Genomic DNA, 25,680 nt, shown 5'->3' on the forward strand with positions numbered 1-25,680 from the left:
GATGAACGACGCCGCGACCGCCGTAAAAGAAGAAAAAGAAGCCGATCACCATCCCTATTTCCGGCCCAAGGATGCAGCGACGCTGATCCTGATCGACCGCTCCGGCGACAAGCCGAAAGTTCTGGTCGGCAAGCGCCACGACAAGGTGGTGTTCATGCCCGGCAAATATGTTTTTCCCGGAGGCCGCGTCGACAAGTCGGACAACCGCATCCCCGTGGCTGCGCCGATTTCCCCGGAGCTCGAGGCCAACCTGCTCAAGGGCAGTCCGAAGATTGCACCATCGCGGGCGCGCGCGCTGGCGGTTGCTGCGATCCGCGAGGCCTGCGAGGAAACCGGGCTCTGCCTCGGATGCAAGGTCGACAAGCCCGTAAAACTCGACGGCGCGTGGAAACCGTTTGCGGAAGCAGGCCTGCTGCCCGATCCGTCCGGCCTGTTCCTGATCGCACGCGCGATCACCCCGCCTGGCCGCGTCCGCCGTTTTGATACGCGCTTCTTCACCGCCGATGCGTCTGCCATCGCCCATCGCGTCGAAGGCGTTGTTCACGCCGATGCCGAACTGGTGGAGTTGGTGTGGGTCGAGATCGGCTCGCAGCCGCTCGCCGACGCGCACGCCATGACCAAGAACGTGCTCGCCGAACTCGACCGTCGGCTCGCGACCGGCCCCTTGCGCCACGACGCGCCGGTGCCGTTCTTTCACTTCTACGGCGGCAAGATGCAGAAGGACGTGCTGGGGGCGTAAGGGCTCCCGGGATGTAAGGGCTGCGCTCGCTCCCCGTCATTGCGAGCGAAGCGAAGCAATCCATCGCGCCGCGCGGGCAGAATGGATTGCTTCGCGGAGCCTGTCATCGGGCGCGCATACGCGCGACCCGTTGGCTCGCAATGACGGTATCGCCACTATCGAATCGTTCTCCGCCTGTCCCTCAAATTGCAAAATTCTTCTGCTCGCCCCTAATGGCGCAGCCCTTGCCCGTGCCTATCTCTTTCCCAACAATAACAGCTACGGAAACGGGGCAATGGCACAGCGGCAACTCAAACTCGGCGCGTTCATGCGGCCGGTCTCCATCCACACCGGCGCGTGGCGCTATCCCGGCGCCTGGCCCGATGCCAATTTCAATTTCCCGCGCATCAAGCAACTGATCCAGAAGCTCGAAGCCGGCAAGTTCGACGCGTTCTTCATGGCCGATCATCTGGCCGTGCTGAACATGCCGATCAATGCGCTCAAGCGCAGTCACACGGTCACTTCGTTCGAGCCGTTCACGCTGTTGTCGGCGCTGTCAGCCGTGACCGAACATATCGGCCTGATCGCGACGGGATCGACGACCTTCGACGAGCCCTATCACGTGGCCCGGCGCTTTGCCTCGCTCGATCACATCTCAGGCGGACGCACCGGGTGGAATATCGTCACCACCTCCAATCCGGATGCTGCGCTCAATTTCGGGCTCGACGATCACATGGAGCATGCCGAGCGCTACAAGCGGGCGCGCGAGTTTTATAACGTGGTGACGGGTCTGTGGGATTCCTTTGCCGATGACGCCTTCGTGCGCGACGTCGAACAAGGCCTCTATTTCGATCCCGCCAAAATGCGCGTGCTCAATCACAAGGGCAAATATCTGTCCGTGCGGGGCCCGCTCAACATTGCCCGCCCCGTGCAGGGCTGGCCGCTGATCGTGCAGGCCGGCGCGTCCGAGGACGGCAAGCAACTCGCGGCGGAAACCGCGGAGGCAGTATTCACCGGCGGCGGCAGCCTCGCCGACGGGCAGAAGCTCTATGCCGACATCAAGGGCCGCATGGAGAAGATCGGCCGCAACCCCGAGCATCTGAAGATCCTGCCCGGTGCCTTCGTCGTGGTCGGCGACAGCGTCGAGGAAGCCAAGGAGAAAAGGGCCAAGCTGGACAGCATGGTGCATTACGACAGCGCCATCGCTTCGCTCTCGGTGCAGCTCGGCACCGAAGCCTCCGGCTTCGATCCTGACGGCCAGTTGCCGCCAATCCCCGAGACCAACGCCAGCAAGAGCGGCCGCCAGCGCCTGGTCGATGCCGCTGCGCGCGACAAGCTGACGGTGCGCCAGCTCGCCCAGCGCGTCGGCGGCCATGGCGGACTGTCATTCGTCGGCACGCCGCAAACCATCGCCGACCAGATGGAGGAATGGCTGATGAGCCGCGGCAGCGACGGTTTTAACATCATGTTCCCGTTCCTCCCGGCGGGATTGGACGATTTCGTCGACAAGGTGGTGCCGGAACTGCAGCGGCGCGGGATTTTCCGCAAAGAGTATGAGGGCAAGACGCTGCGGGAGAACTTGGGGCTGCCGAGGCCGAAAAACCGGTTCTTTGAAGGTTAACGCGCGTATTTTCGCGAAAGTGGGCACCGGTTTTGCGATCAGAGTGCGCGCAAAACATGGATTCCACCTCGAATCAGGCCGGTTTTTGCCCCGAAAACCTTGACTTTGGGCGATCAGAAGCTAGGTTGCGCGGCAAATGCAGGCCGGTTTGGCCGGCGCCTGACACCCCCATTTTTGAGGTTCTGAACATGGCCAAAGCGGTCACCATCAAGGTCAAGCTCGTTTCCTCGGCGGATACCGGCTTCTATTACGTCGCCAAGAAGAACTCGCGCACCATGACCGACAAGCTGGTCAAGAAGAAGTACGATCCGGTCGCGCGCAAGCACGTCGAGTTTCGCGAAGCGAAGATCAAGTAAGCGAGCCAATCGCTCACGGTTTTGAACGGGGCCTTGCGGCCCCGTTTTTGATTCCTGGCTATATCCGTGTCCCGGACGCGGTGCAGCGTTCTTCACGCTGCTCCGCAGAGCCGGGACCCACGATAGCCGCGGATGGACCCCGGATCAGCAGCGCACCACGCCGCAAGAGGGCGTGCTGCGCAGCATCCGGGGAAAGCGGCGCGCCCTACGCCGCTTGCACCTGCGGTGGCCCGCTCGGCCGGATCAGCGCGAACGCGACCTGGACAATGCCGCCGGCCAGGCCAAGCGCGACGCCGATCCGCCACGCCATGGTGTAGGAGCCGAGCACGTCGTACAGCACCCCGCCGCCGAACGCACCGAGGAAGCTGCCGACCTGGTGGCTCATGAAGGCGAGCCCCTGGATCATCGCCTGCCATTTCAGGCCGAACATTTCCGCCACCGCGCCCGCGACCAGCGGGCCGACGCCCATCCACAGGAAACCCATGATGGCTCCGAACAGTAGCGTCGTTGCCGGCGTCGGCGGCAGCGTGAAATACCAGGCGAGCGCGATCGAGCGGAAGATGTAGATGCCGCCGAGCAACGCCAGCTTGTTCCAACGCTGGCCGGCCCAGCCGAAGAAGATGCTGCCGAGCACGTTGAAGCCGCCGATCATGCCGAGTGTCTGCGCGCTCAGCATCGGGTCCATGCCGCAGATCGCCAGATACGACGGTAGGTGCGTGGTGAGAAAGACGAGCTGCATGCCGCAGACGAAATAGGCGCCAGTCATCACCACGAAAGACGCGTTGGCGAACGCCATCTTCGTTGCAGCGGTGGCCGACGTGTCGCCGATCTCGTCTTCTGTCGGCTTGGGTAACGGAATCTTGTCCACCCTGCCCGCATACCAGGCCGCGGGAATCATCAACAGCGACAGCACCACGAAGCCGACCAGCCCCATCCGCCAGCCATAACCTTCATTGAGCATCTGCCCGATCGGCGCCGACAACAGCGCGCCGAGGGAGCCGGCGCCCGACACCAGACCGAGCACGGTGGAGCGCACCGACGCAGGAACGGCGCGCGCCGCAACCGACATCGCAATCGCCGCCGCGGTGCATGCCAGCGACGTGCCGATCAACACGCCCCCGCCGATCATGACGGCGAGAACGCCGTTCGCCCCCGCCATCAATGCAAGGCCGGCGACATAGAGCAGCGCGCCGACCACCATGATGGCGCGAAAGCCGTAGCGCACCGTCAACGCCCCGGCGAGCGGCTGCAAAAATCCCCAAGCTAGGTTCTGCACTGCGATTGCCAGCGTGAAATCGGAAATCGATATTTTGATATCCTGCGTCAGCGGCTGCATGAAAATGCCGAGCGACTGCCGCAGCCCCATGCTCAGCGTCAGCATGATGGATGCGCCGATCAGAATGGGTAGCGTCGGACGCAGGATTTGCAGCAGGGCCATTGTTTTTATTCTCCCTAAGGGGCGCGATTCGAACGCCGCGTCCTGCAATTGGCATCTGAAATAGGTACACAGACCTGTGTACCTGGGCTATAAGGGGCGCTGCTGTCAAGCAAACGGTGACCCACGCATTCGCATGGCTACCCTGCCCGCCAAACCGGCGATGAAGGAACGGATTCTGGAAACCGCGGATAGGCTGTTCTATCTGCAGGGAATTCGCGCGGTCGGCGTCGACACCATCGCGGCCGAAATCGGCATCAGCAAACGCACGCTCTACAATCATTTCCCGTCCAAGGACGCGCTGATATCGGCCTATCTGGCGCGGCGCTTCGTGGCGCCGCGGCCATCCGACAAGTCGCCGGTCGAACAGATTCTCGGCACCTTCGATTCGCTGGAGCGGCGCTTTTCGGCGAAAGATTTTCGCGGCTGTCCCTTCGTCAACGCGGTGGCCGAACTCGGCGAGGATCAGTCGGTCCGAAAGGTTGCGGTCGAGTTCAAGGAAAGCCGCCGCCTCTGGTTTCGCGGCCTGCTGGTACAACTCGGCATCCGCCAAGCGGACACGCTGGCGACGCAGCTCGCTCTGCTCGTCGACGGCTCGATCGCCCAGGATCTCGTCCGCAACGACCCCGCGATGGCGCGCGCGGCAAAGGAAGCCGCAACGGTGCTACTCAGGAATGCGGGGGTGAAGGTGGGTGCTAGCGGCGCCGCGGAGAAGCGTGCGAGAAGACGTCGGTCATGAGTCGGTTACTTGACGACGCCCTCTCCTTCGTCGTCGTCCCTGCGAACGCAGGGACCCATACGCCGTGGCTTTTCAGTGAGGCGATGTGGTGGTTACCCTTTTCACAACTAGCGCCGGTGGTTATGGGTCCCTGCGTTCGCAGGGACGACAAGCAGCGCGAAGCTGCGACAAAGGGAGCGAGCATGGAAGACCTGAAAGTGACCGCAAACGGTTACGACTTCGAACCGGCACGCGCGGCCATGCAGCGCTATATCGACAACAACCTGCTGTCAGGCATTTCCTGGGCGGTCATGGTCGGGCGCGACCTCGTCGACGTGAATTGCGTCGGCTGGGCCGACAAGGAAGCGCAGACGCCGCTCCGCACCGATCACATCTTCCGCGTCTTCTCCAACACCAAGCTGATCACCTCCTGCGCCGTGCTCTTGCTGTTCGAGGAAGGAAAACTCAGGCTCGACGACGCAATCGAAAAGTTCATTCCGCAGCTCGGAAATCGCAAGGTGCTGCGGCCCGGCGCCAGCTCGCTGGATGACACCGAGCCTGCGAAGAGCTCGATCACCATCCGTCAGTTGCTCAGCCACAGCTCCGGCCTGAGCTACGGCTTCTTCGATCCCGGTACCGCCATCTACAAGGCGCTCAACGAGCGCGGCGTCCACAATCCCATGACGACGCTCGCCGACATGGTGGACGTGCTGGCCGGCCTGCCGCTGATCTATCAGCCGGGCACGTCGTGGGAGTATTCGTTGGCCACCGACGTGCTGGGGCGACTGATCGAAGTCATCAGCGGCCAGAGTTTCGACAAGTTCATCCAAGCGCGCATTCTGGGTCCGCTCGGCATGGTCGATACCGGCTTCGTCGTGCCGGAAAAGGATCAGGGACGGCTTGTCGCCTATTACGCCGGTGCGGACCTGATGGAGCCGATGAAGCCGGGATTGACCCGAACCGACAACTCGCCTTTCCCCGGCGCTTATCTGCGCCCGATCGCAAGACTGAGCGGCGGCGGCGGCCTGGTTTCAACCCTGCCCGACATGGTCGCGCTGATCCGAAGCCTGCTGCCCGGCGGGCCGACCCTGCTCAAGCCCGAGACGATCGCGCTGATGCTGTCCAACCAATTGCCCGAGAGCCAGTGGATCCGCTTTGCCACGATGGGAGAGCAGCCCGGCAAGGCGTTTAGCTTGGCCGGCGGATTGATCTTGAAGCCCTCGGCGTTCGATCACCCCGACGCCGCGGGCGAGCTCTATTGGGGCGGCGTCGCCGGCACCCAATGGTGGATCTCGCCGAAGCGCAACATGGCCGGCGTGATGATGGCGCAGCGCCAGATGGCGTTCGTGCATCCGTTCTCGTTCGAGTTCAAGCGGCTGGCGCATGAAGCGGTGAAGCAGAATGCCGAGGTCGTTGCTTGACGCGACAACCTATCTGCCGCGGTCCCTGCGAACGCAGGGACGACAGTTCAGGCCGCCGCTGATACCACCCGGTTGCGTCCGTCGTGCTTGGCGCGATATAGCGCGGTGTCGGCGCGCTTGAGCACGTCGGCGACCGGCTCGCCCTTGTGATCCAGCGTCGCCAGGCCGATCGAGATCGTGACGTCGATCCGCTTGGTGCCCTTGTTGACGGCAAAGGTTTCGCTGGCGATCGAGCGGCGCAGGCGCTCGGCGACCATGCCGGCGACGGTCAGGTCGGTTTCCGGCATCACGATGACGAATTCCTCGCCGCCATAGCGGCAGGCGAGATCGATGCCGCGGATCGACTTGCGAATGCGCACGGCGAACTCGCGCAGCACGTCGTCGCCGGCGTCGTGGCCGTAGGTGTCGTTGATGGATTTGAAGAAGTCGATGTCGAGGATCATCAGCGCGAGCGGCTTGCCGCGGCCCGAGGCCTGCTCGACGAGCGTCGAGAGATGGCTTTCCAGGTAGCGGCGGTTATGCAGCCCGGTCAGCGCGTCGGTGATCGCCATTTCGATCGAGTTCTGCACGTTGTCGCGCAGGTGGTCGGTATAGCGCCGCTTGCGGATCTGGGTGCGCGCCCGCGCCAGCAATTCGTTCTTGTCGACGGGGCGCAGGAGATAGTCGTTGACCCCGATTTCGAGCCCGCGCAGCAGCCGCGCGTTATTGTCGGCGTCGGAGATGGCGAGAATGGGCAACTGGCGGGTGCGCTCCAGCGAGCGCGCCTGGCTGCACAGCCGCAGGCCGTCGTAATTTTCCAGGCTGAGAGAGACGATCAGCAAATCGTAATTGCCGTCAGCGGCGTGAAACAGCGCTTCCGCCGGATTGATTTCGACGTCGACGGTGTGCTCGGCGGCAAGGATCGGCGCCAGCCGCTCGTAGGACGACGGCCGGTCGTCGACAAGCAGGATCCGCCCGCCGACGCCCTTGTCGGCAATCGCGCTGCGCTCGGGCGCTTCCATGCCGATCTCGAGCGAGGTGATGGCGCGCATGCGCAGCTCATCGGTCATCATCTTCAGCCGCGTCAGTGACCGAACACGCGCGATCAGAACGATGTCGGACACCGGCTTGGTGAGAAAATCGTCGGCCCCGGCTTCCAGCCCGCGGACGCGATCGGACGGGCTGTCAAGCGCGGTGACGATCACGACAGGAATGAAATGGGTCGCCGGGTTGGATTTCAGCCGGCGACAGACCTCGAAGCCGTCCATGTCCGGCATCATGACGTCGAGCAGGATGATGTCGCATTCGGAGCGCGAGCAGAGGTCGAGCGCCTCGGCGCCGTTGGAAGCGGTCAGCACGTCGAAATACTCGGCCGACAGCCGGGCTTCCAGCAGCTTGACGTTCGCCGGAACGTCATCGACGACAAGGATACGCGCAGACATCGAAACTCACCCCTACCCGATAAAACGCCGTACGGTTTCAATAAACTTGCCGACGGAAATTGGTTTGGACAGATACGCCTCGCAGCCGCCTTCGCGGATGCGCTCTTCATCACCCTTCATCGCAAACGCGGTGACGGCAACCACCGGAATGGCGCGCAACTCCGGATCGTCCTTGATCCAGCGCGTCACTTCGAGGCCCGACACCTGCGGAAGCTGGATATCCATCAGGATCAGATCAGGGCGCAGCTTGCGGACGAGATCGAGCGCCTCGAAACCATTGCTAGTGCCGGAGGTTTGATAGCCATGCGCTTCCAACAGATCGCGAAAGAGCTTCATATTGAGCTCGTTGTCCTCCACGATCAGGACGGTTTTCGCCATCCCGTCCCTCCCTCATCCCAGGAAACAAGTCCGGCCTTTCGGCACGTCTTGCACCGACGCCGCCCCCTGTCGAAAACTGAATTCAAACTAGCGCCAGATTCGCTCTAAGCCGTTAAATCGATGCGCCAACTTTTACGAAGCGGTTTCGATTGTTGAACACACTTCGCAGACTCGGGCATGATGGTTCCCAAATTAGAGACCATAAGTTAACGGAAAGGCAAACGATCTATTGAAAAAGCCTGTTCACAACCCCCGCGAAGTGGCTGAAATCGTTGCGGTTCAGGCGCTGAGTTTTATTGCCGGCGATCCTGAGAGGCTAGGCTTGTTCCTGGCTGAAACCGGCATCGGTCCGGAGACACTGCGCACCGCCGCGACCGACCCGCAGTTTCTGGCCTCGGTGCTGGATTTTGTGATGCGGGACGACGCCACGGTGAAGGCGTTTGCGAGCGCCTCGCAACTGCACCCGACCAATATCGCCGCCGCCCGCCAGGTGCTCGGTGATCCGCATTGGGAGCGCGACGTGCCGTGAGCGCGCAGGCGCCAACCTTCTTGGATGGTCCGCGCGCGTTCTGCCGGGATTGCCTCGGCGACCTCGATATCAAGGCAAGGCGATGCAATGAATGCGGTTCCCCGCGCCTGGTCCGCCACCACGCCCTGCCCTCGCTGACGCTGGCGCATATCGATTGCGATGCGTTCTACGCCACGGTGGAGAAGCGCGACAGTCCGGAACTCGCCGACAAGCCCGTGATCATCGGCGGCGGCAAGCGCGGCGTGGTTTCGGCTGCCTGTTATGTCGCGCGGACCTATGGCGTGCGCTCGGCGATGCCGATGTTCAAGGCGCTGGCGCTCTGCCCCCAGGCGGCCGTGATCCCGCCAAACATGGCCAAATATGTCCGCGTCGGCCGCGAGGTGCGCCATGCCATGCAGACGCTGACGCCGCTGGTGGAACCGCTCTCGATCGACGAGGCATTTCTCGATCTTTCCGGCACACAGCGTGTTCACGGCATGATCCCCGCAAAAGTGCTGGCGCGCTTCGCCCGCGAGGTCGAGCGCGACATCGGCATCACGGTTTCCGTCGGCCTGTCCTGCAACAAGTTTTTGGCCAAGATCGCCTCCGATCTCGACAAGCCGCGCGGCTTTGCCGCCCTCGACCAGATTGAGGCCCGCGAGATGCTCGCCGAGAAGCCGGTCGGCTTCATCTACGGCGTCGGTCCCGCGACCCAGGAAAAGCTGCTGCAGCGGGGGTTTCGCATCATCGCGGACCTGCAGCGCGCCGACGAGATCGAGCTGATGAAGCAGTTCGGCGGCGAAGGCCGCCGGCTGTGGCGGCTGGCGCGCGGCATCGACGACCGCCGCGTGGTTCCCGACCGCGGCGCCAAGACGATATCGAGCGAAACCACGTTCGAAAACGACATCCGCGATTTCGCCACGCTGGAACGGCTGTTGTGGCGGCTGTCGGAAAAGGTGTCGTCCCGGCTGAAGAACGGCAATCTTGCAGGCCTCACCATCACGCTGAAGCTGAAGACCGCCGATTTCAGGCAGCGCACCCGCTCGCAATCGATTCAAGCGCCGACCCAGCTCGCCGCGAAGATCTTTGCGGTGTCGCGCGAAATGCTGGCCAGGGAGATCGACGGCACCGCCTTCCGCCTGGTGGGCACGGGCGTCAGCGCGCTGCGCGAGGGCTCGCGGGCCGATGATATCGACATGCTCGACCGCCGCTCCGCCCACGCCGAGCGCGCGATGGATGACTTGCGGAAAAAGTTCGGCAATGCCGCCGTGATCCGGGGCATCGCCTACAAGGGGCCGGCAAAAGAAGAGGAGGAGGAAGAGTAGACCGCTCTCTCCCGGTCATTGCAGCAACGACGACGTCAATCGACGACCGCCACTGCCTCAATCTCGATCAACCATTCAGGAGCCGCGAGCGCCGTTACACCGACGAGCGTGCTCGCCGGCGGCTCCATGCCTTCAAAGAAAGCCGAGCGCGCCTTGCCGATGATCGGACGGAGCTCAGGCTTGTAGCCGACGACGAAGGTCGTGATCTTCACGATGTCAGCGTAACTCGCACCGGCCGCTTTCAGCGCCAGGCCGATATTCTGCATCACCTGCGTCGTCTGCGCGGCTATGTCACCCTCGCCGACCACCCGCCCCTCCTCGTCGGTGGAGACCTGTCCCGCGATGTAGATCGTGCGCGCGCCCGAGGCGGCGACGACGTGGGAGTAAGCCGGATTGTGGTGAAGGCCGCTTGGCCGAAGTTTTTCGAGCTTGCTCATGTTTGCGCCTCCCTGACGTGCATGGTTCGGCCGAAGCGTATCCGGGTCCGGCGCTCTCGACCAGACTCGTTGTCGCAGGATGCGCAGCACGCGTCCCAAGGCCTGACGCGAGGACAAGCCCCCTTAATTGCAGGGCTTGGAATCCCTGACGCCGAATTTGCCTACCCTTAAGGAAAATACCAACTAAGCGGGCTTGAACCGGCAAGGAATGATCAGATTTCTATCAAGTCTCCAACTTGTAGGGGCCCGTAGGTCGGGATGCGTCCACGAAACCCTACGCGGAAGGAGCGGAACATGGCCTTTTTAAAGCGGGAGTTACATCGGCAGGTCAAAGGCCCGGAAACCACCGAACTGGATCTTTGGAACCTGGTCTTCGACACTGACACCAAGCGCTTGTACGTCGAACATGAGTGGACCTACATGGATCCGCGTATTCGCGGGGCGGCGGACTATCGAACGGACGTAATGGATATCGCGGAGTATCTGTCGCAAGGCGGTCAAACCGCGGGCCACCGTGAACTCTGGCGGTTGCTGCGAGCGATCTTCAAGGAACAGTTCGAACCTGAGGAGGATGACCGCCAAGCGGCGCTTTCGGAGCAGCCCCCTGTTCAGGAAGTCGAGCAGAAGTCGCCAAGTCGCTGATGCAGATTGTGATGAGAGCCTCGCCATCGTCACCCGCGCGGCGTCTTTCCGACGCACAACAGGCCTATCCTCATGGCATGACGGCAAAGCCAGCCCTCGGCTTCAGAAGACGGTCGACTTGCGCAGCGGTTGTCAGAGCATCTTGCCGACGACCTCGGTCATGTCCTCCACCGAGAAGGCTCGCAACGACTCGGTGCGAACATTGCCCAAGGCGCCGAGGCTCAAGCTGAGCGTCATGGCGGAAAATTCATCCGGCGCATCGATGATCGTCACGATGTCGTAGCGTCCCTGCGTCCAGAACAGCTCCTTTACCGTAATTCCGAAGGTCTCGGCCATTTTCTTGAAAGCCTCTGCCCGTTTCGGCGAGTCTTTTGCGCTCCGGATTCCCTGATCGGTGAAGTTGGCAAGCACGACGTAAGTTACCATCCTGGCTCTCCCTGATTGTCGGGCTTAGCCGAACCTCCTGGTCGACTGTTCACGGCCATCCATAGATCAGCGCTCGTGGATGCCCTGCGCACGGCTGTCTCACGAAAACTGCTCAAGGTCCGCTTTGAGCGCTACCAGGAAGCGAGCGGCTTCGCCGCCTGTCACGACGCGATGGTCGAAGGTGAGCGACAACGGCAGGACGCGCCTCACCGCCGGCTGGCCTCGATAGGCGACCACCCCTTGGGTAATCCGGCCGGCGCCTATGATCGCCACTTGTGGCGGTACGACGATCAGGCCGGCGAAGCGGCCTCCGATCATTCCGAAATTCGACAGCGTAATCGTCGCTCCGCGCAACTCTCCCGGAGGTATCGAGCGCGCGACCGCGTCCGCCCGCATCCGGTCAAGGCCGGCTCGCAGGTCCGATATGTCCCGCTCGGCGACATTGCGCAACACGGGAACGATAAGACCACCCCCGGTATCGACGGCGATGCCGAGATCGATACGGTCGATCAGACGCCGTTCACCGGCGTTGGAATTGTACCAGGCATTGAGCGAAGGCTCCGTCTTGCAGGCGACAGCGATCGCGCGCACCAGTCGGATTGTCACGTCCTCGCCGGTTCGCCAATCATCGATATCGGCCTCGTCGGTGACGCTGGCCGGAACGATCTCGGCATGAGCCGCTGTCATGCGCTGAGCCATCGCGCGCCGCAAACCGCGCAACGGTTCGGCAGGTCCGGTATGGGACAAGCCCTTGGCAGCCCGTTCCACATCCGCACGCGTGATGGTGCCGCCGGGTCCTGTGGCTTCGATCAGATCGAGGTCGACATCGAGCTTGCGGGCGAGCGCGCGCACTGCCGGATACACCTGGGCTTTCTGTCCAGCCGCTGGCCCGGAAGGTGCCGCTGCCGCCGGCGGCGGCTCGCCTGCGCCAAGTTCGCCGACAATGGTGCCGGTGTCTTGCTCGGGGCCTTCGGCAAACTCGACAAGCGGTGCGCCTACCTTCACCACATCTCCCTTGGCGCCAAACAGGTGCAGGATGCGTCCGCTCGAGGGTGACGGCACCTCGACGACGGCTTTGTCGGTCTCGACCGAAACCAGTGGCTGATCGGTAACGACGTGATCGCCTTCGTTGACATACCAGTTCACGATCTCTGCCTCTTCGAGGCCCTCTCCCAGATCCGGCAATACGAACTGGCGCATGGGACAAACCCGCTGGCAATCAGCTGAACTGGCACGCCTTGCGCGCGGCCGTGACGATACGATCAACCGACGGCATCATGTGTTGCTCGAGCCGCGCCATCGGAATGACCGTGTCGTAGCCGGTGACGCGGGCCACGGGTGCGAGCAGAGAGGTCAGAGCGCGCTCGGCGATCAGCGCCGCGATCTCGGCTCCGAATCCGCCGGTGCGTGTCGCCTCGTGCACGATGACACACCGCCCTGTTTTTGCGATCGAACCGAGCACCGTGATTTCATCGTAGGGCTTGAGCGTGGCGAGATCGATGACCTCGGCGGCGATGCCGTCAGCAGCCAGCGTGTCGGCCGCCGCCATGGTTTCCTTCAGCATCGCACCCCAGCTTATCAGCGTGACGTCGCGGCCTTCCCGCAGGACAAAGGCGACATCCAGCGGCAAAGCCTCACCGTTATCTTCCACCTCGCCTTTCGCCGCGCGGTAGATGCGGGTCGGCTCCAGAAATACCACCGGATCGGGATCGCGGATCGCGGCGAGCAGCAGTCCGTAGGCGCGCTCGGGCGACGAAGGAATGACAACGCGCAGGCCGGGGATATGGGCGAGCATCGCCTCGGTGCTTTCGGAATGGTGTTCCGGCGCGCGAATGCCGGCGCCATGCGGCGTCCGCAGAACCATTGGGCAGGTGAGCCGCCCCTGGGTGCGGTTGCGGAATCGGGAGGCGTGGTTCACCAGTTGATCAATGCAGGGATACAGAAACCCCATAAACTGGATCTCGCCGACGGGCTTCATCCCCTGCGCCGCCATGCCGACGCAGAGCCCGCTGATCAGGAGTTCGGCAAGTGGCGTATCGAGGACCCGCTCCGGGCCGAAGCGCGTTTGCAGGCCGACGGTTGCGCGGAAGACGCCGCCATTGATGCCGACATCTTCGCCAAGCACGACGACATCAGGGTCATCCTCCATCGCGCGGGCGAGCGCCAGATTGACAGCCTCGACCAACGTCACCTCAGGCATCGCCCTCTCCCGCAAGTTGGCGGCGCTGCGCGGCGTACGTCTCGGGCAGCTCGGCATAGAGATGATCGAACATGGTTTCGGGTCGGCGTGGCTCCGTTGCCAGATAGCACTCAACCGCCGCCTCGACGCGCTCATGGCACTCTGCGGCGAGCTGTTCTTCCTCCGCCTTGCTCCACATTTTTTGGCTCACGAGATAGTTCCTGAGGCGCGCGATCGGCTCTTCTTTCCAACGGGCCTGGACTTCGTCAGCCGAACGATAGCGTAACGCGTCATCGGAGGTCGTATGATCGCCGAGCCGGTAGGTGACCGCCTCGATGAAGCGCGGGCCCCGGCCCTCACGGGCGGCGGCAATGGCGTCTTCGGCCGCGGCGCGCATCGCCACAACATCGCTGCCGTCCACTTGCTCGCCTATAAAGCCGGCGGCGACGGCTTTCTGCGCCAGCGTTTCGCAACCGGTCTGTAGTCGTAACGGGACGGAAATAGCCCATTGATTGTTGGTGGCGACGAACACGACAGGCAATTTGTGCACGCCGGCAAAATTCATCGCCTCGTAGACATCACCCTTCGAAGTGGCGCCATCGCCGAACATGCATACGGCGACACGCGGCTGCTTGCGAAGCTTGAAGGCATAGGCAACGCCGGCGGCATGCGGCGCCTGCGATCCCACGGGAACGCAAAACGGGAAATCCTCGACCGGTCCGGAGAAGCAATTGCCCCGCTCGTCCCCTCCCCAGAACAGCAGGATCTCCTCCAGCTTGACGCCACGCCAGATCAGCGCGCCATTGTCGCGATAGGAGGGCAACAGCACGTCCTCTTCGCGCATCGCACTGGCTACGCCAACCGATACCGCCTCCTGGCCAAGCGAAACGGCGTACGTCCCGAGCCGGCCGGTGCGCTGCAATGCGACAGCCTTTCGGTCAAAATTGCGCAGCAGCAGCATCGCTCGATAGAGCGCAGTGAGAAGGTTGGTATCGGAGGCGAATGCAGGGAGCGGCCGATTAATCGAGCCGTCTGGCGCGAGGTAATTGCGGTGACGCACCTCAAAGCGCGCGATGACGGGAAGTCCTCCGCCTGACAATTTTTTGCTGGCCACGTCCTCGCTCCCGGAGCGATTCTGCATCCCACAATTCGTAATTGGTGCTGGGCCGGAACAATACAAGATGGGCGCACCCATCTTGTATTGCTGCACCGCGCTCGCGAGGCGGCCTTTACCACCGTGGAAACGACACCGCGTCAGTGGTATATCAAGCCATGGCAAATGGTCAGGTTGTCCTCGTAACAACTGAACCGTTGGGAGGCGGTGCACCCGTTCGCTCGGTCTACTATGTGGCTGAACGGGATCCGGCAAAGGCCGAGGCAATCATCGCAGCAATGATGGCCCCGAATGAAAGGGTCGAGGCCTGGGGGCCGCTTCCGGCGCCGGCTGTCCAGGCGCTCGGATTGAAGCCCGGCGATTTCATGCGCGGGTGACATCAAGAAAAACTGTGAGACGCCCGCGCGATCTCCAGGCGCGACCGTTTTCAGGATGCCGTCACTTGCAGGGTTTGGAATCCCTGACGTCGAACCGGCCCATGGCGCCGGCAATCACGAAATCGTTGTAATCGAGTACCAGCGCGCGGGAGACGCCGTTTTCAAACAGCTCGAACGACATGGCGTAAACCGGCGTCTGCTCGCCGTCTTTCGCCTTGGCGTCGCGGTCGTAATAGCTCACGGTCACGGGCCAGCGGGTCAGCGCCTTCATCTGGTCGTTCACGGTCGAGGGATCGGGCGATGCAATGCTTTGGGTGCCCGGGATCGGCTTCCCGATCACCGACAGCGTGTTGTAGACCTTCTCGCCATTATCCGAGCCGTCATAGACCATCAGCTCCAGCACCGACTTGCCCGCGCGCGCGGCGGCGATGATGTGCTGGATCTGCTCGGTCGGGAACACGACCTTGCCGTCGAGCTCGAACGTCTTGGCAACCGGCTGTTTCAGCTTGACCGTGATGCGGTCGCCGACCCGTTCCGCCACGCCGTCGATCGGCGCGGAGTCGGCATCGTTCATGCGGGTGTCGATCTTGAAGCGATAGCTCTTGCCGGCGGCATCTTCCCAGGAACGCGAGCGAAGATCGCTCAGCGTCAGCCTGCCCTCGCCGCTGTCGAGTTCGGACACCTGGCGGAATTCGGAGGTGTAGCCCTCGCAGACGCTGCCTGAAAAATTGTAGAGAATGCGCCCGCGCGCACCCGATATCGCATTGGATCCGCGCGACTTGACCAGCTTCAATTCATACAGCGCCTGGTGGGCGAGAAATGGCCCGCTGGCGCCGGCCAGCGCCGGACCGTTTGGCAAGCCTGAGAGCAAACTGGCAGCAGCCGAAAATACCAAAGCACGAACCGGAATCGGGAACGAGCTAGCCATGTTCAATTTTTTCCTCGAGGGAGATTCGATTACATTAGTGACGGGTCCATTGCGCCGCAACTAGGGCGGTGCCACGAAAACGCAAGAATTCGAGGCCGAGGCGCGCCGTTTTTGGCTTTTCCAGGCACGATCCGCCGCGATCGCCATGCTGGACGGAAGCTCTGCCGTCGCTTGCAAGACGAGGCACGATGCGCGAAACAATGCCCGCCTGACCGCAGGTCAGGAACGGTCACATCAAGCGGGGATGCAAACATGGCGGGTACGGTCGAACAGAAGCTGGCGGCACAAGGTATCGTCCTGAACGAGCCGCGCACCCCCATGGCGAACTATGTCGGCTTCGTGCGCTCGGGAAACCTGCTGTTCGTCTCCGGCCAGGTCTGCGCCGACGCCGAAGGCAAGCTGATCGCCAAGGGCAAGCTCGGGGCCGGCGTCACGATCGAACAGGGATACGCTGCAGCGCAGGGCTGTGGCGTCAACCTGCTGGCCCAGGTCAAGGCGGCGCTCGGCGATCTCGACAAGGTCGTGCGCGTGGTCAGGCTCGGCGGCTTCATCAATTCCGCGCCTGATTTTCTCGACGGGCCCAAGGTGCTCAACGGCGCCTCCGACCTGATGGTCACGGCATTTGGCGACAAGGGCCGGCACGCCCGCACCACGGTCGGCGTCGCTTCGCTCCCCTCGGATGCCGCCGTCGAGGTCGACGCGATCTTCGAGGTATCCTGAAGCGGAGCGGCTCTCGTGCGCGCGCCGGACTGGCTGACGGCAAGGCCGGTCGCTCATCGCGGCCTGCATGATATTTCGCGCGGCATCGTCGAAAACATGCCGGCGGCCGCGCAGGCCGCCGTCGACGGCAATTTCGCCATTGAATGCGATATCCAGCTTTCGTCCGACGGCGAGGCGATGGTCCATCACGACGATGCGCTCGGCCGCCTCACCGACGGTTCGGGCGCGTTGCTCGGTATGACCGCGGCCGAACTCAAGGCCGTCAATTTCAAGGATACGCCGGAGCGGATGATGACGCTCGGCGATCTCTGTTCGCTTGTCGGAGGCCGCGTGCCGCTGGTGATCGAGGTGAAAAGCCATTTCGACGGCGATCGCCGGCTGGTGAAGCGGATGGCCAAGGTGCTCGCCTCTTATGACGGCCCGGCGGTCGGGATGTCCTTCGATCCGGATCAGGTGGTGGCGTTGCGCGAACTGATCCCTGGCCGCGCCCGCGGCATCGTAGCCGAACACGACTATACCGCCGAGGAGTGGCCGGAAGCGTCGGCGGAACAGCGCCGCGGCATGACGCATCTGCGCCACGCTTTTCGCACCCGGCCGCATTTCGTCGCCTATTGGGTGAATGAGCTGCCCGCAGCCGCGCCTTGGATCGCCCGCAACGTCTTAGGCCTTCCGTTGTTAGCCTGGACCGTGCGCACACCGGAGCAGCGTGCGCAGGCGGCACGCTACGCCGACCAGATGATCTTCGAGGGTTTCCTGCCGGGAACCTGATGCTGTCAGCGCCACCTTGAACTCGCCTGCCGGATGCACGATCTTTGCAGGGCGTTGGTCGCCATGCGCGATGGCTGATCGCATGATGGGACCGGTTTGAATTTCTAGATGGCATCATCCGAAATCACTCTCGAAGCCGTCCCCTCCGTCAGCGACATCAAAGCTGCGGATTGGGACGCCTGCGCAAATCCGGCGGGCGACCCGAACGGCCTCGATAGCCTGGACACGCTGGCTCCGCGGAACGGCTCCTGCGCCGCTGCAAAGCCGGCCTATAACCCCTTCGTTTCTCATGCCTTTTTTGTAGCCGCGGAAGCTTCTGGCTCGGCCTGCGCCCGCACGGGCTGGGGTCCTCGGCATCTGCTGGCACGGCTCAACTGCGAGATCGTCGGCGTCGTGCCCTGCTATCTGAAAGCCCATTCGCAAGGCGAATATGTCTTCGACCGCGGCTGGGCGGATGCTTATGAGCGCGCCGGCGGACGTTATTATCCCAAGCTGCAGGCCTCGGTGCCGTTCACGCCGGCCACCGGCCCCCGACTTCTGATCCGCGACGGCGTCGACCGCGAACAGATCGGCTCAGCGCTGGCGCGCGGGCTAATGGCGCTGTGCAACGCGACCCACGCCTCCTCCGTGCATGTGACCTTTGCCCGCGAGGCGGAAGCGAAGTTATTGGGTCAGCATGGCTTCCTGCAACGGAACGACCAGCAGTTTCACTGGCACAACGAGGGCTATGGTAGTTTTGACGATTTCCTGAACTCGCTGAATTCGCGTCACCGCAAAGCGATCAAGCGCGAGCGACGCGAAGCGGTGGCCGCCGGCGTCACGATCCACCGCTTGACCGGAGCCGATATCACCGAGGACGCGTGGGACGCATTCTTCACGTTCTATATGGAGACCGGCTCGCGCAAATGGGGCCGCCCCTATCTCACGCGAAAATTCTTCTCGCTGATCGGCGAGAGCATGAGCCGCGACGTGCTCCTGGTGATGGCCAAGCGAAACGGCCGCTGGATTGCGGGTGCCATCAATTTCATCGGATCGGACACGCTGTTCGGCCGCAATTGGGGCGCCATCGAGCATCACCCGTTCCTGCATTTCGAGGTCTGCTACTATCAGGCGATCGATTTTGCGATCGAGCGCGGCCTCAAGGTCGTCGAGGCCGGCGCGCAGGGCGAGCACAAGCTGGCCCGCGGTTACCTGCCGCAAACCACCTATTCCGCGCATTTCATCGCCGATCCCGATTTGCGCCGCGCGATCGCCGACTATCTGAAGCGCGAGCGCGCCTATGTGGCCGAGGTCGGACGGGAACTGACCGAGGCCGGCCCGTTCCGCAAGGCCGCCGACGAGACTTGACCGGTTGAGCTGCCGACGTGAGATTTGAGATCAAACCTTGAGGGAAGAAGCCCATGCCCGCCTACGACGCCAACAATCCCTTCGCAAAAATCCTGCGCGGCGAGTTTCCCTGCCACAAGGTTTATGAGGACGACCATGTGCTGGCCTTCCTGGACATCATGCCGCGTTCGCCGGGCCACACGCTGGTGATCCCAAAAGTCCCTGCCCGCAACATCCTCGACATCGCGCCCGACGATTACGCCCACGTCGCGCGCGCCGTCCACAAGATTGCCGCCGCCGCCATGAAGGCGTTCAAGGCCGACGGCATCACCGTGCAGCAATTCAACGAGCCCGCCGGCGGCCAGGTCGTGTTTCATTTGCACATGCATGTCATGCCGCGCCACGATGGCGTGGCGCTGCTGCCGCCCGCGAGCCGCAAGGAAGATGTGAAGGTGCTGGAGGACAACGCGACCAAGCTGATGGCGGCGCTGGGGTAGCTTTCAACCCCCACGACGTCATTGCGAGCGCGTGGAGAAGCCTAATCCCCCTCCACATCCCCGCTCTTCGCCTCCGCCAGCGGCGAGAACTCGCAGCGGTCCGGCTTGACGTCGAGCAGCGGCGTCTCGTCGAGGCAGTCGAGGCCGCGCACTAGGATCGTGTTACCTTCGACGCCGACGAACTTCACGATCGAGGTGCCGATCGGATTGGGCCGCACCGGCGAGCGCAGCGAGAAGGTGCCGCGGGTTTTCCGGTTGTTCCTCGGGCTCTGCAGCACGAGATCGCGGCGCGAGTGATGCAGCCAATAGATCACTTCGAGATTTTCATAGAAGTCGACGCCCTTGATGGCGGGCACCCAGGGCTCGAAAATCTCGAGCCGGCAAACCGGGCCGTCGTGGCGGCCCTGTCGCGGTGTGTCCAGCCGCGACTTCCAGGGCGTGCGGATGCGGCCGATGAAGACCAGCCCGGCATCGCGGGCCGGCGGCATGTCGACGGTAACTTCGCCCTCGCGGAGTTTGGTGTCCTGAACCATTGCCTAATCCAGTGAGATGGGCACCGATCGCGTGCAACTTTTCTTGTCGGGGCAGGACAGTACCGGATTATGGGCCATGCAATCAACCGAGCCACCATTTGCCGGCCAGAAGGATGATCTCGCCAGAGACCACGCCGGCAAAGATCGAGCGCCGCGTCAGCATGAACACCGCAAAGCCGGCCGCGACCGCGCCGTAGCGCAGCCAGTCCGGCACGCCGGCCAGCGCGCCCGGCGGCTGCACCAGGATTTGCGCGATGACCCCGGCGAGAATCGCGGTCGCCACCGCCCTCACCCACACCAGGACTTCCGAGCCCTCGTCGACGCCGGCGCCTAACCAAAGCCCGGCCATGCGCCAGATCTCGTTGGGCAGGAAACCTGCAAGCACCAGGACCAACAGCGCGTGCGGGCTGCCGAAAAATTCGCTCATGCGCGCGCCCTCTCCCGCCACCAGTGCACGCCGTAGGCAATGCTGCCGGCGGTGACGCCGCTGATCAGGATGTCGACGCCGGTATGCAGCATCGACACCAGCGGAAACAACGAAAGCCCCAGCACCAGCGCCAGCACATCCGATATCTGCTTGCAGTTGCGCGCCGTCGAAAGCAGGAACGCCAGCGGCGTCAGCAGCAGGATCGCCGCCGCAAACAGCGGCGGCAGCTTGGCAGCAAGTGCATAACCAAACGTAGTCGCGATCATGCAGACGGTGACCAGCCCACAGCCGAGGCCATGCGTGAACGCAATCCGCCGCTCGCGCGGCACCTTTGGCAGCAGCCGATAGCATTCGACCCAAAGCGTGACGGCAATGAAATGCGTCGCCAGCACGAGGTGGCGGCGCCTGGTCTTGGGTGTCTTCATCAGCGGCAACACCGATACCACCATCGGAAACAGCCGGATCGCGCTCACCGTCACCGCAATCGCCGCCTGCACCGCGGTCGCCCCGGAGCCGAGCGTCGAAATCAGGATGATCTGCGCCGGACCAGCCCATACCAGCAACGTGCTGCCGAGCACCCAGCCGAGGCTGAAATGGCTGTCATGGGCCAGCGCGCCGATGCCGAGATAGGTCGCAAACAGCACCAGCGTCAGCACGGTGGATGCGACCGAACTCATGCCCCATGCGAAGGCGCGAATGGGGCTTTTCCATTGGGGGGACTCGAGTGGAGGTAGCGCCACGGATGACCGGATGGAGGATTGAATCGTCGCGGGGCATAGGGCTGGCGAAAGCCCCTTGCGTCAAGGAATCTAGCTACAGAGCTGTTATGCGTCGGTAAGCCGTTTCCCCGTCATTGCGAGCCACCGGGTCGCGCGTATGCGCGCCCGATGACAGGCTCCGCGAAGCAATCCGTAGCGCGGCATACCTGATAGATGGATTGCTTCGTCGCTAGCGCTTCTCGCAATGACGGGATCAAGCCCCGTAATCTGGTCTCATCACCCCGGCACGCCCCTGTTCCTCAGCACAAAACACGCGCCTCCTGCTTTGCGAATGCGGTTGCAGAGGTCGTCTGCCTCGCGGCGCGTGTCGGCGCCGAAGCGCACCTGGTAGAACGTCGCCGGGCCGCGGCTGCGCAGGCGCGAGGCGAGAATGCTGGGGTCGCGATTGCCGATCGCGCTCGAAAGGCGCGAGACCGCGCGCCCATACATCGCAAGCGCCTTGTCGCGGGAAAAGCCGGCGGCGAGCTGCACGCCCCACACCTTCGCGGCGGCGAGCTTCACGCGCTGCTCCAGCCCGGCGATAAAGGGATTGGGCGCCTGTTTCAAAAGCGCCATCAATTCGCGGCAGCTCGATGTCGGGATTCGTTGGGGCTGCTTGCCGCCCTTTCCCGCCGCGGCCCACTCCTCGACCGTGGAGCCGGTGATGGCGATCACGTAGCTGCGGGTTTCCTGCGGCATCCCACCAGTGCCGGCCAGCCATTCCTGCACCCGCCGCGGGCCGGCATTGTACGCCGCGGCGGCGAGCCCGAGATTGCCGAACTGGTTGCGCAGCTCGTCGAGAAACTCGGCCGACTTCGGCAGCGCCTGCACGGGATTGAAGGGATCGAGCAGGCCGCGCTCGTTCGCCGTTCCCGGCATGAACTGCGCAATGCCCTGCGCCCGCGCGCCGCTGCGCGTCACCGGCCCGACCGCATCGGACTGAAAGCGGCTCTCCTGCCAGATCACGCGCGCGAAGAACTCCAGCGGCAGGTCCGAGGCCCTCGCCGCCGACTCGATCATCAGGCACATCGCCTCGCGCGCCTCGCTCTCGCGCGCGGTGGTCGGCTTTTGGCTAGCCGTCGCGCTCGACCGGGTAGCCTCACCCGCGTCCTCGGCGCGGACGTTCGCAATCGAGGACAAAAGCAACAGCGTGCACCATAGGGCGCGAAGAAGCCGACCTCTTTGCATGGCAGTTCGCAATCCGGGAATGCGTATTGCGGTGGAAACGTTGGTCAAACGATCATGGCTTGCAGGTGGATCCGCCGCCTTTCCGCTGCGCGCCGCCTTTTTTGCGTTGCAATTGCTCCGAAATCCCCGCCATCGGAACCGGCGTTAATTTACGTTAACGCCGCATTTTGCGGCGGCCGGACTTTTACGGGCAACAAAGCGGGGTAAAAGTCTCCTCACTTTTTTGGGAGAACTTTCAATGCAGGACCGGCGCGGGAGCGTGCGCGACAAGGTGATGTATGGCGGCGTCGCCGAGATCGGCGAACACGGCGCGACGCGCGAATGCATCGTCCGCAACATCTCCGATCACGGCGCGACCATCGAGTTCAGCAATGACATCCAGGTGCCGAAAGAGCAGCTCTCGCTGCGCATCGCGCGCAAGGGTCGCTCCTTCCTCGCCAGGGTCATCTGGTGGCGCGACAATTTCGTCGGTGTCGCATTCTATGGTCAAAGCCCGGCCGAGCCGGTCTCCGATCTCGAGGAGCGGCTGCGCCGAAGCGAGATCAAGAAGCGGCAACTCGAGCGGCGGATCGACGAACTGCTCGGCGAGCGCTGAGCGCCGACGGGTCTTGTACGCAACACCATTGACGACTTACGGTGCCGCGGCCCAACCACGGTATTGCTGGAGTTAGCATGTCTCCAAAACCGCCAGACGACCTGCCCGTCTATCGCCTGCTGACCGGCAAGGATGACGCTGCCTTCTGCCGGCGCGTTTCCGAGGCAATTGAGCTCGGATATGTGCTGTATGGCTCGCCTTCCGTGACGTTCAACGGTGAATATGTCGTGGCCGCCCAAGCGTTGGTTTGGCCGGGCAGTTAGGGCATCAAAAAGCCGGCGGTCTTGCGACGCGCCGGCTCTTCGTTTCGGATTGAGGCCGCTTATGCCTTGACCAGCGGTCCCTTGGACGCAGGCCCCTTGGAGCCGCCGCCCCCGTTGGGGCCGCCCGGCTTCGGTTTGCGCTTGCGCGCCCCCGGCAGCTTCTCGGGCTTCGGCGTGACCGGGCCCTCGACGAACTCGAAGCCGATCTTGTCTTTGCCCTCGGCGTCCTTGACCAGCACGACGCGGACATGGCCGCCGCCCTTGAGCTGACCGAACAGCACCTCGTCCGCGAGCGGCTTCTTGATGTACTCCTGGATCACGCGCGCCATCGGCCGCGCACCCATCTGCTCATCGTAGCCATGCTCGATCAGCCAGGCCTTGGCTGGTTCCGACAGCTCGATGGTGACGTCGCGGTCGGCGAGCTGCGCCTCGAGCTGCAGCACGAACTTCTCCACCACCATACCGATGACGTCGGCGTTGAGGTGAGCGAACGAAACGATCGCGTCCAGCCGGTTGCGGAATTCCGGCGCGAACTGGCGGTTGATCGCCTCATGGTCGTCGCCTTCCCGCTTGTTGCGCGTGAAGCCGAAGGCTTGGCGCGCGAGGTCGGCAGCGCCCGCATTCGTGGTCATGATCAGGATCACATTGCGGAAGTTGACCTGCTTGCCGTTGTGATCGGTCAGCCGGCCGTGATCCATGATCTGCAGCAGCACGTTGTAGAGATCCGGATGCGCCTTCTCGATTTCGTCGAGCAGCACCACGCAGTGCGGATGCTGGTCCACGCCATCGGTCAACAGGCCGCCCTGGTCGAAGCCGACATAGCCAGGAGGCGCGCCGATCAGACGCGACACCGTGTGCCGCTCCATATATTCGGACATGTCGAAGCGAAGCAGCTCGACACCGAGCGAGGCCGCAAGCTGTTTTGCAACTTCGGTCTTGCCGACGCCGGTCGGACCGGAGAACAGGTAGGAGCCGATCGGCTTTTCCGGTTCGCGCAGGCCGGCGCGCGCCAGCTTGATCGCGGCGGATAGCGACTCGATCGCCTTGTCCTGGCCGAACACCACGCGCTTCAAGGTCTGCTCAAGGTGCTTCAGCACCTCGGCATCGTTCTTTGACACGCTCTTGGGCGGAATCCGCGCCATGGTCGCGATCGTAGTCTCGATTTCCTTGATGCCGATCGTCTTCTTGCGCCGGTTCTCGGCGACCAGCATCTGCGCCGCGCCGGACTCGTCGATCACGTCGATCGCCTTGTCGGGCAGCTTGCGGTCGTGGATGTAGCGCGAGGAGAGCTGCACGGCCGCCTCGATCGCCTCATTGGTGTATTTCAGCCGATGGTAATCCTCGAAATAAGGCTTGAGGCCCTTCAGGATCGCGATCGCGTCTTCCACCGTCGGCTCGTTGATGTCGATCTTCTGGAAACGGCGCACCAGCGCGCGGTCCTTCTCGAAATGCTGGCGATATTCCTTGTAGGTGGTTGAGCCCATGCAGCGGATGTTGCCCGCGGCGAGCGCCGGCTTGAGCAGGTTGGACGCGTCCATTGCGCCGCCGGAGGTGGCCCCTGCTCCGATCACGGTGTGGATCTCATCGATGAACAGGATGGCGTTCGGATGCGCCTCCAGCTCCTTCAACACCTGCTTCAACCGCTCCTCGAAATCGCCGCGATACCGCGTGCCCGCGAGCAGCGTGCCCATGTCGAGCGAGAATACGGTGGCCGCAGCCAGCACTTCCGGCACCTCGCTGTCGACGATGCGCTTGGCGAGCCCTTCCGCGATCGCAGTCTTGCCAACGCCGGCATCGCCGACGAACAGCGGGTTGTTCTTCTGGCGGCGGCACAGCACCTGGATGGCACGGTTGATCTCGGCATTGCGCCCGATCACCGGATCGATCTTGCCGTCCCGCGCCTTCTTGTTCAGGTTGACGCAATAGGTCTCGAGCGCCTCGCCCTTCTTCTTGGCGTCCTCGTTGCCCTTGGTCTCGGTCTCCTCGTCGACGCCGCGCACCGGGCGCGCTTCGGAGACGCCCGGCCGCTTGGCGATGCCATGGCTGATGTAGTTGACCGCGTCGTACCGCGTCATGTCCTGCTCCTGCAGGAAATAGGCGGCGTGACTTTCGCGCTCCGCGAAAATCGCGATCAGCACGTTGGCGCCGGTGACTTCCTCGCGCCCCGATGACTGGACGTGTATCACCGCGCGCTGGATCACGCGCTGGAAACCGGCCGTCGGCTTGGCGTCATCGGCGCCGTCAGTCACCAGATTTTCGAATTCGGTCTCGAGATAATTGACGAGGCTGGTGCGCAGCTTGTCGAGATCGACGCTGCACGCGCGCATCACCGCAGCCGCATCCGAGTCATCGATCAGCGACAGCAGAAGATGTTCGAGCGTCGCATATTGATGATGGCGCTCGTTTGCAATCGCCAATGCACGATGCAGGGATTGTTCAAGGCTTTGGGAAAAAGTTGGCATTCGCGTCCTCTATGGCCCCCGGTCATCATGATCGCCATTACCCGGTGAGGCAACAACAACCTTCGTCATCCCCTGTCATATAGTTACACACGATCGTGGCGAAAGACCGGTTCCGCAAGCGTGGTTTTCCTCTAAATTC

General features: G+C 63.1%; 28 protein-coding genes. 14 read left to right on the forward strand and 14 right to left on the reverse strand.

Features of this window, described 5'->3' with window-relative positions; translation table 11 throughout:
- The first annotated feature begins 1 nt into the window (after nt 1).
- The 3 genes from V1290_RS04225 to rpmG all read left to right on the forward strand — a co-directional run bounded on the left by V1290_RS04225 (nt 2) and on the right by rpmG (nt 2,695).
- Nucleotides 2–739 carry an NUDIX hydrolase gene (locus tag V1290_RS04225; RefSeq protein ID WP_334363170.1) on the forward strand — a complete coding sequence of 246 codons (738 nt, stop codon included), beginning with the start codon at nt 2–4 and terminating at the stop codon, nt 737–739.
- Nucleotides 740–1,013: 274 nt separating this feature from the next.
- Complete coding sequence (locus V1290_RS04230) at nt 1,014–2,339, forward strand: LLM class flavin-dependent oxidoreductase (RefSeq protein WP_334363171.1); 1,326 nt, start codon at nt 1,014–1,016, stop codon at nt 2,337–2,339.
- A gap of 188 nt (nt 2,340–2,527) precedes the next feature.
- On the forward strand, nt 2,528–2,695 hold the full coding sequence (rpmG, locus tag V1290_RS04235; protein WP_007603295.1) for a 50S ribosomal protein L33: 168 nt from the start codon (nt 2,528–2,530) through the stop codon (nt 2,693–2,695).
- A gap of 205 nt (nt 2,696–2,900) precedes the next feature.
- Here rpmG and V1290_RS04240 read toward each other — a convergent pair whose 3' ends face one another.
- Nucleotides 2,901–4,133 (reverse strand): MFS transporter, encoded by a 1,233-nt coding sequence (locus V1290_RS04240; RefSeq protein ID WP_334363172.1) that lies wholly within the window; start codon nt 4,131–4,133, stop codon nt 2,901–2,903.
- A gap of 133 nt (nt 4,134–4,266) precedes the next feature.
- On the opposite strand from V1290_RS04240, the gene V1290_RS04245 reads away from it, so the two are divergent.
- On the forward strand, nt 4,267–4,869 hold the full coding sequence (locus V1290_RS04245; protein ID WP_442894964.1) for a TetR/AcrR family transcriptional regulator: 603 nt from the start codon (nt 4,267–4,269) through the stop codon (nt 4,867–4,869).
- A gap of 182 nt (nt 4,870–5,051) precedes the next feature.
- A complete protein-coding gene (locus tag V1290_RS04250; protein ID WP_334363173.1) occupies nt 5,052–6,269 on the forward strand; it encodes a serine hydrolase domain-containing protein in 1,218 nt (405 codons plus the stop codon).
- Nucleotides 6,270–6,316: 47 nt separating this feature from the next.
- Here V1290_RS04250 and V1290_RS04255 read toward each other — a convergent pair whose 3' ends face one another.
- Together V1290_RS04255 and V1290_RS04260 are read right to left on the reverse strand one after the other, a co-directional pair.
- The gene (locus tag V1290_RS04255; protein ID WP_334363174.1) at nt 6,317–7,690 is read right to left on the reverse strand and encodes a PleD family two-component system response regulator; all 1,374 of its coding nucleotides are present in this window, start codon (nt 7,688–7,690) and stop codon (nt 6,317–6,319) included.
- Between the two features lie 12 nt (nt 7,691–7,702).
- Nucleotides 7,703–8,068, reverse strand: a complete 366-nt coding sequence (locus V1290_RS04260; protein ID WP_027538546.1) for a response regulator — start codon at nt 8,066–8,068, stop codon at nt 7,703–7,705.
- 229 nt (nt 8,069–8,297) lie between these two features.
- Between V1290_RS04260 and V1290_RS04265 the strand changes: the two genes are divergently transcribed.
- Together V1290_RS04265 and V1290_RS04270 are read left to right on the forward strand one after the other, a co-directional pair.
- Nucleotides 8,298–8,597: a DUF3572 domain-containing protein gene (locus V1290_RS04265; RefSeq protein WP_334363175.1), complete on the forward strand. Its 300-nt coding sequence runs from the start codon at nt 8,298–8,300 to the stop codon at nt 8,595–8,597.
- Nucleotides 8,594–9,901, forward strand: coding sequence for a DNA polymerase IV (locus V1290_RS04270; RefSeq protein ID WP_334363176.1), 1,308 nt, complete (start codon nt 8,594–8,596; stop codon nt 9,899–9,901). The genes V1290_RS04265 and V1290_RS04270 overlap by 4 nt, the downstream gene beginning before the upstream one ends.
- Before the next feature lie 35 nt (nt 9,902–9,936).
- Here V1290_RS04270 and V1290_RS04275 read toward each other — a convergent pair whose 3' ends face one another.
- Entirely contained in the window at nt 9,937–10,338 is a 402-nt protein-coding gene (locus tag V1290_RS04275) for a RidA family protein (protein ID WP_334363177.1), read from the reverse strand.
- Between the two features lie 294 nt (nt 10,339–10,632).
- Here V1290_RS04275 and V1290_RS04280 point away from each other — a divergent pair, with 294 nt between their 5' ends.
- Nucleotides 10,633–10,980 (forward strand): hypothetical protein, encoded by a 348-nt coding sequence (locus tag V1290_RS04280; RefSeq protein WP_334363178.1) that lies wholly within the window; start codon nt 10,633–10,635, stop codon nt 10,978–10,980.
- Between the two features lie 132 nt (nt 10,981–11,112).
- Here the strand turns inward: V1290_RS04280 and V1290_RS04285 are convergent, their stop codons facing one another.
- The 5 genes from V1290_RS04285 to V1290_RS04305 all read right to left on the reverse strand — a co-directional run bounded on the left by V1290_RS04285 (nt 11,113) and on the right by V1290_RS04305 (nt 16,004).
- The gene (locus tag V1290_RS04285) at nt 11,113–11,406 is read right to left on the reverse strand and encodes a GYD domain-containing protein (RefSeq protein ID WP_334363179.1); all 294 of its coding nucleotides are present in this window, start codon (nt 11,404–11,406) and stop codon (nt 11,113–11,115) included.
- A gap of 99 nt (nt 11,407–11,505) precedes the next feature.
- A complete protein-coding gene (locus tag V1290_RS04290) occupies nt 11,506–12,606 on the reverse strand; it encodes a dihydrolipoamide acetyltransferase family protein (RefSeq protein ID WP_334363181.1) in 1,101 nt (366 codons plus the stop codon).
- 19 nt (nt 12,607–12,625) lie between these two features.
- Nucleotides 12,626–13,606, reverse strand: a complete 981-nt coding sequence (locus V1290_RS04295) for an alpha-ketoacid dehydrogenase subunit beta (RefSeq protein WP_334363182.1) — start codon at nt 13,604–13,606, stop codon at nt 12,626–12,628.
- Nucleotides 13,599–14,699, reverse strand: a complete 1,101-nt coding sequence (gene pdhA, locus V1290_RS04300) for a pyruvate dehydrogenase (acetyl-transferring) E1 component subunit alpha (protein ID WP_334363184.1) — start codon at nt 14,697–14,699, stop codon at nt 13,599–13,601. The genes V1290_RS04295 and pdhA overlap by 8 nt, the downstream gene beginning before the upstream one ends.
- A 438-nt stretch (nt 14,700–15,137) precedes the next feature.
- Nucleotides 15,138–16,004 (reverse strand): cell envelope integrity EipB family protein, encoded by an 867-nt coding sequence (locus V1290_RS04305; protein WP_334363185.1) that lies wholly within the window; start codon nt 16,002–16,004, stop codon nt 15,138–15,140.
- A gap of 252 nt (nt 16,005–16,256) precedes the next feature.
- Between V1290_RS04305 and V1290_RS04310 the strand changes: the two genes are divergently transcribed.
- The 4 genes from V1290_RS04310 to V1290_RS04325 all read left to right on the forward strand — a co-directional run bounded on the left by V1290_RS04310 (nt 16,257) and on the right by V1290_RS04325 (nt 19,315).
- The gene (locus tag V1290_RS04310; RefSeq protein ID WP_334363186.1) at nt 16,257–16,724 is read left to right on the forward strand and encodes a RidA family protein; all 468 of its coding nucleotides are present in this window, start codon (nt 16,257–16,259) and stop codon (nt 16,722–16,724) included.
- Between the two features lie 15 nt (nt 16,725–16,739).
- Nucleotides 16,740–17,492, forward strand: a complete 753-nt coding sequence (locus tag V1290_RS04315) for a glycerophosphodiester phosphodiesterase (protein ID WP_334363187.1) — start codon at nt 16,740–16,742, stop codon at nt 17,490–17,492.
- 108 nt (nt 17,493–17,600) lie between these two features.
- Nucleotides 17,601–18,839 (forward strand): GNAT family N-acetyltransferase, encoded by a 1,239-nt coding sequence (locus V1290_RS04320; RefSeq protein WP_334363189.1) that lies wholly within the window; start codon nt 17,601–17,603, stop codon nt 18,837–18,839.
- A 53-nt stretch (nt 18,840–18,892) separates the two neighbouring features.
- Nucleotides 18,893–19,315 (forward strand): HIT family protein, encoded by a 423-nt coding sequence (locus V1290_RS04325; protein WP_334363190.1) that lies wholly within the window; start codon nt 18,893–18,895, stop codon nt 19,313–19,315.
- A 41-nt stretch (nt 19,316–19,356) separates the two neighbouring features.
- Here the strand turns inward: V1290_RS04325 and tsaA are convergent, their stop codons facing one another.
- From tsaA to V1290_RS04345, 4 genes are all read right to left on the reverse strand, one after another.
- Nucleotides 19,357–19,848 carry a tRNA (N6-threonylcarbamoyladenosine(37)-N6)-methyltransferase TrmO gene (gene tsaA / locus V1290_RS04330; RefSeq protein ID WP_334363192.1) on the reverse strand — a complete coding sequence of 164 codons (492 nt, stop codon included), beginning with the start codon at nt 19,846–19,848 and terminating at the stop codon, nt 19,357–19,359.
- An 82-nt stretch (nt 19,849–19,930) separates the two neighbouring features.
- Entirely contained in the window at nt 19,931–20,275 is a 345-nt protein-coding gene (locus tag V1290_RS04335; protein WP_334363194.1) for an AzlD domain-containing protein, read from the reverse strand.
- Nucleotides 20,272–21,015 carry an AzlC family ABC transporter permease gene (locus V1290_RS04340; protein ID WP_334363196.1) on the reverse strand — a complete coding sequence of 248 codons (744 nt, stop codon included), beginning with the start codon at nt 21,013–21,015 and terminating at the stop codon, nt 20,272–20,274. Before V1290_RS04340 ends, V1290_RS04335 begins: the two co-directional genes overlap by 4 nt.
- A 255-nt stretch (nt 21,016–21,270) precedes the next feature.
- Nucleotides 21,271–22,173, reverse strand: a complete 903-nt coding sequence (locus tag V1290_RS04345) for a transglycosylase SLT domain-containing protein (RefSeq protein ID WP_442895045.1) — start codon at nt 22,171–22,173, stop codon at nt 21,271–21,273.
- 286 nt (nt 22,174–22,459) lie between these two features.
- Between V1290_RS04345 and V1290_RS04350 the strand changes: the two genes are divergently transcribed.
- Both V1290_RS04350 and V1290_RS04355 read left to right on the forward strand, forming a co-directional pair.
- Nucleotides 22,460–22,816, forward strand: coding sequence for a PilZ domain-containing protein (locus V1290_RS04350; RefSeq protein WP_334363198.1), 357 nt, complete (start codon nt 22,460–22,462; stop codon nt 22,814–22,816).
- Between the two features lie 77 nt (nt 22,817–22,893).
- Complete coding sequence (locus V1290_RS04355) at nt 22,894–23,079, forward strand: DUF1737 domain-containing protein (RefSeq protein ID WP_028345587.1); 186 nt, start codon at nt 22,894–22,896, stop codon at nt 23,077–23,079.
- Nucleotides 23,080–23,138: 59 nt separating this feature from the next.
- Here V1290_RS04355 and clpA read toward each other — a convergent pair whose 3' ends face one another.
- The gene (gene clpA / locus V1290_RS04360; RefSeq protein WP_334363199.1) at nt 23,139–25,541 is read right to left on the reverse strand and encodes an ATP-dependent Clp protease ATP-binding subunit ClpA; all 2,403 of its coding nucleotides are present in this window, start codon (nt 25,539–25,541) and stop codon (nt 23,139–23,141) included.
- Nucleotides 25,542–25,680 lie beyond the last annotated feature (139 nt).

This window comes from Bradyrhizobium sp. AZCC 1578, from assembly GCF_036924675.1.
Classification (GTDB): domain Bacteria; phylum Pseudomonadota; class Alphaproteobacteria; order Rhizobiales; family Xanthobacteraceae; genus Bradyrhizobium.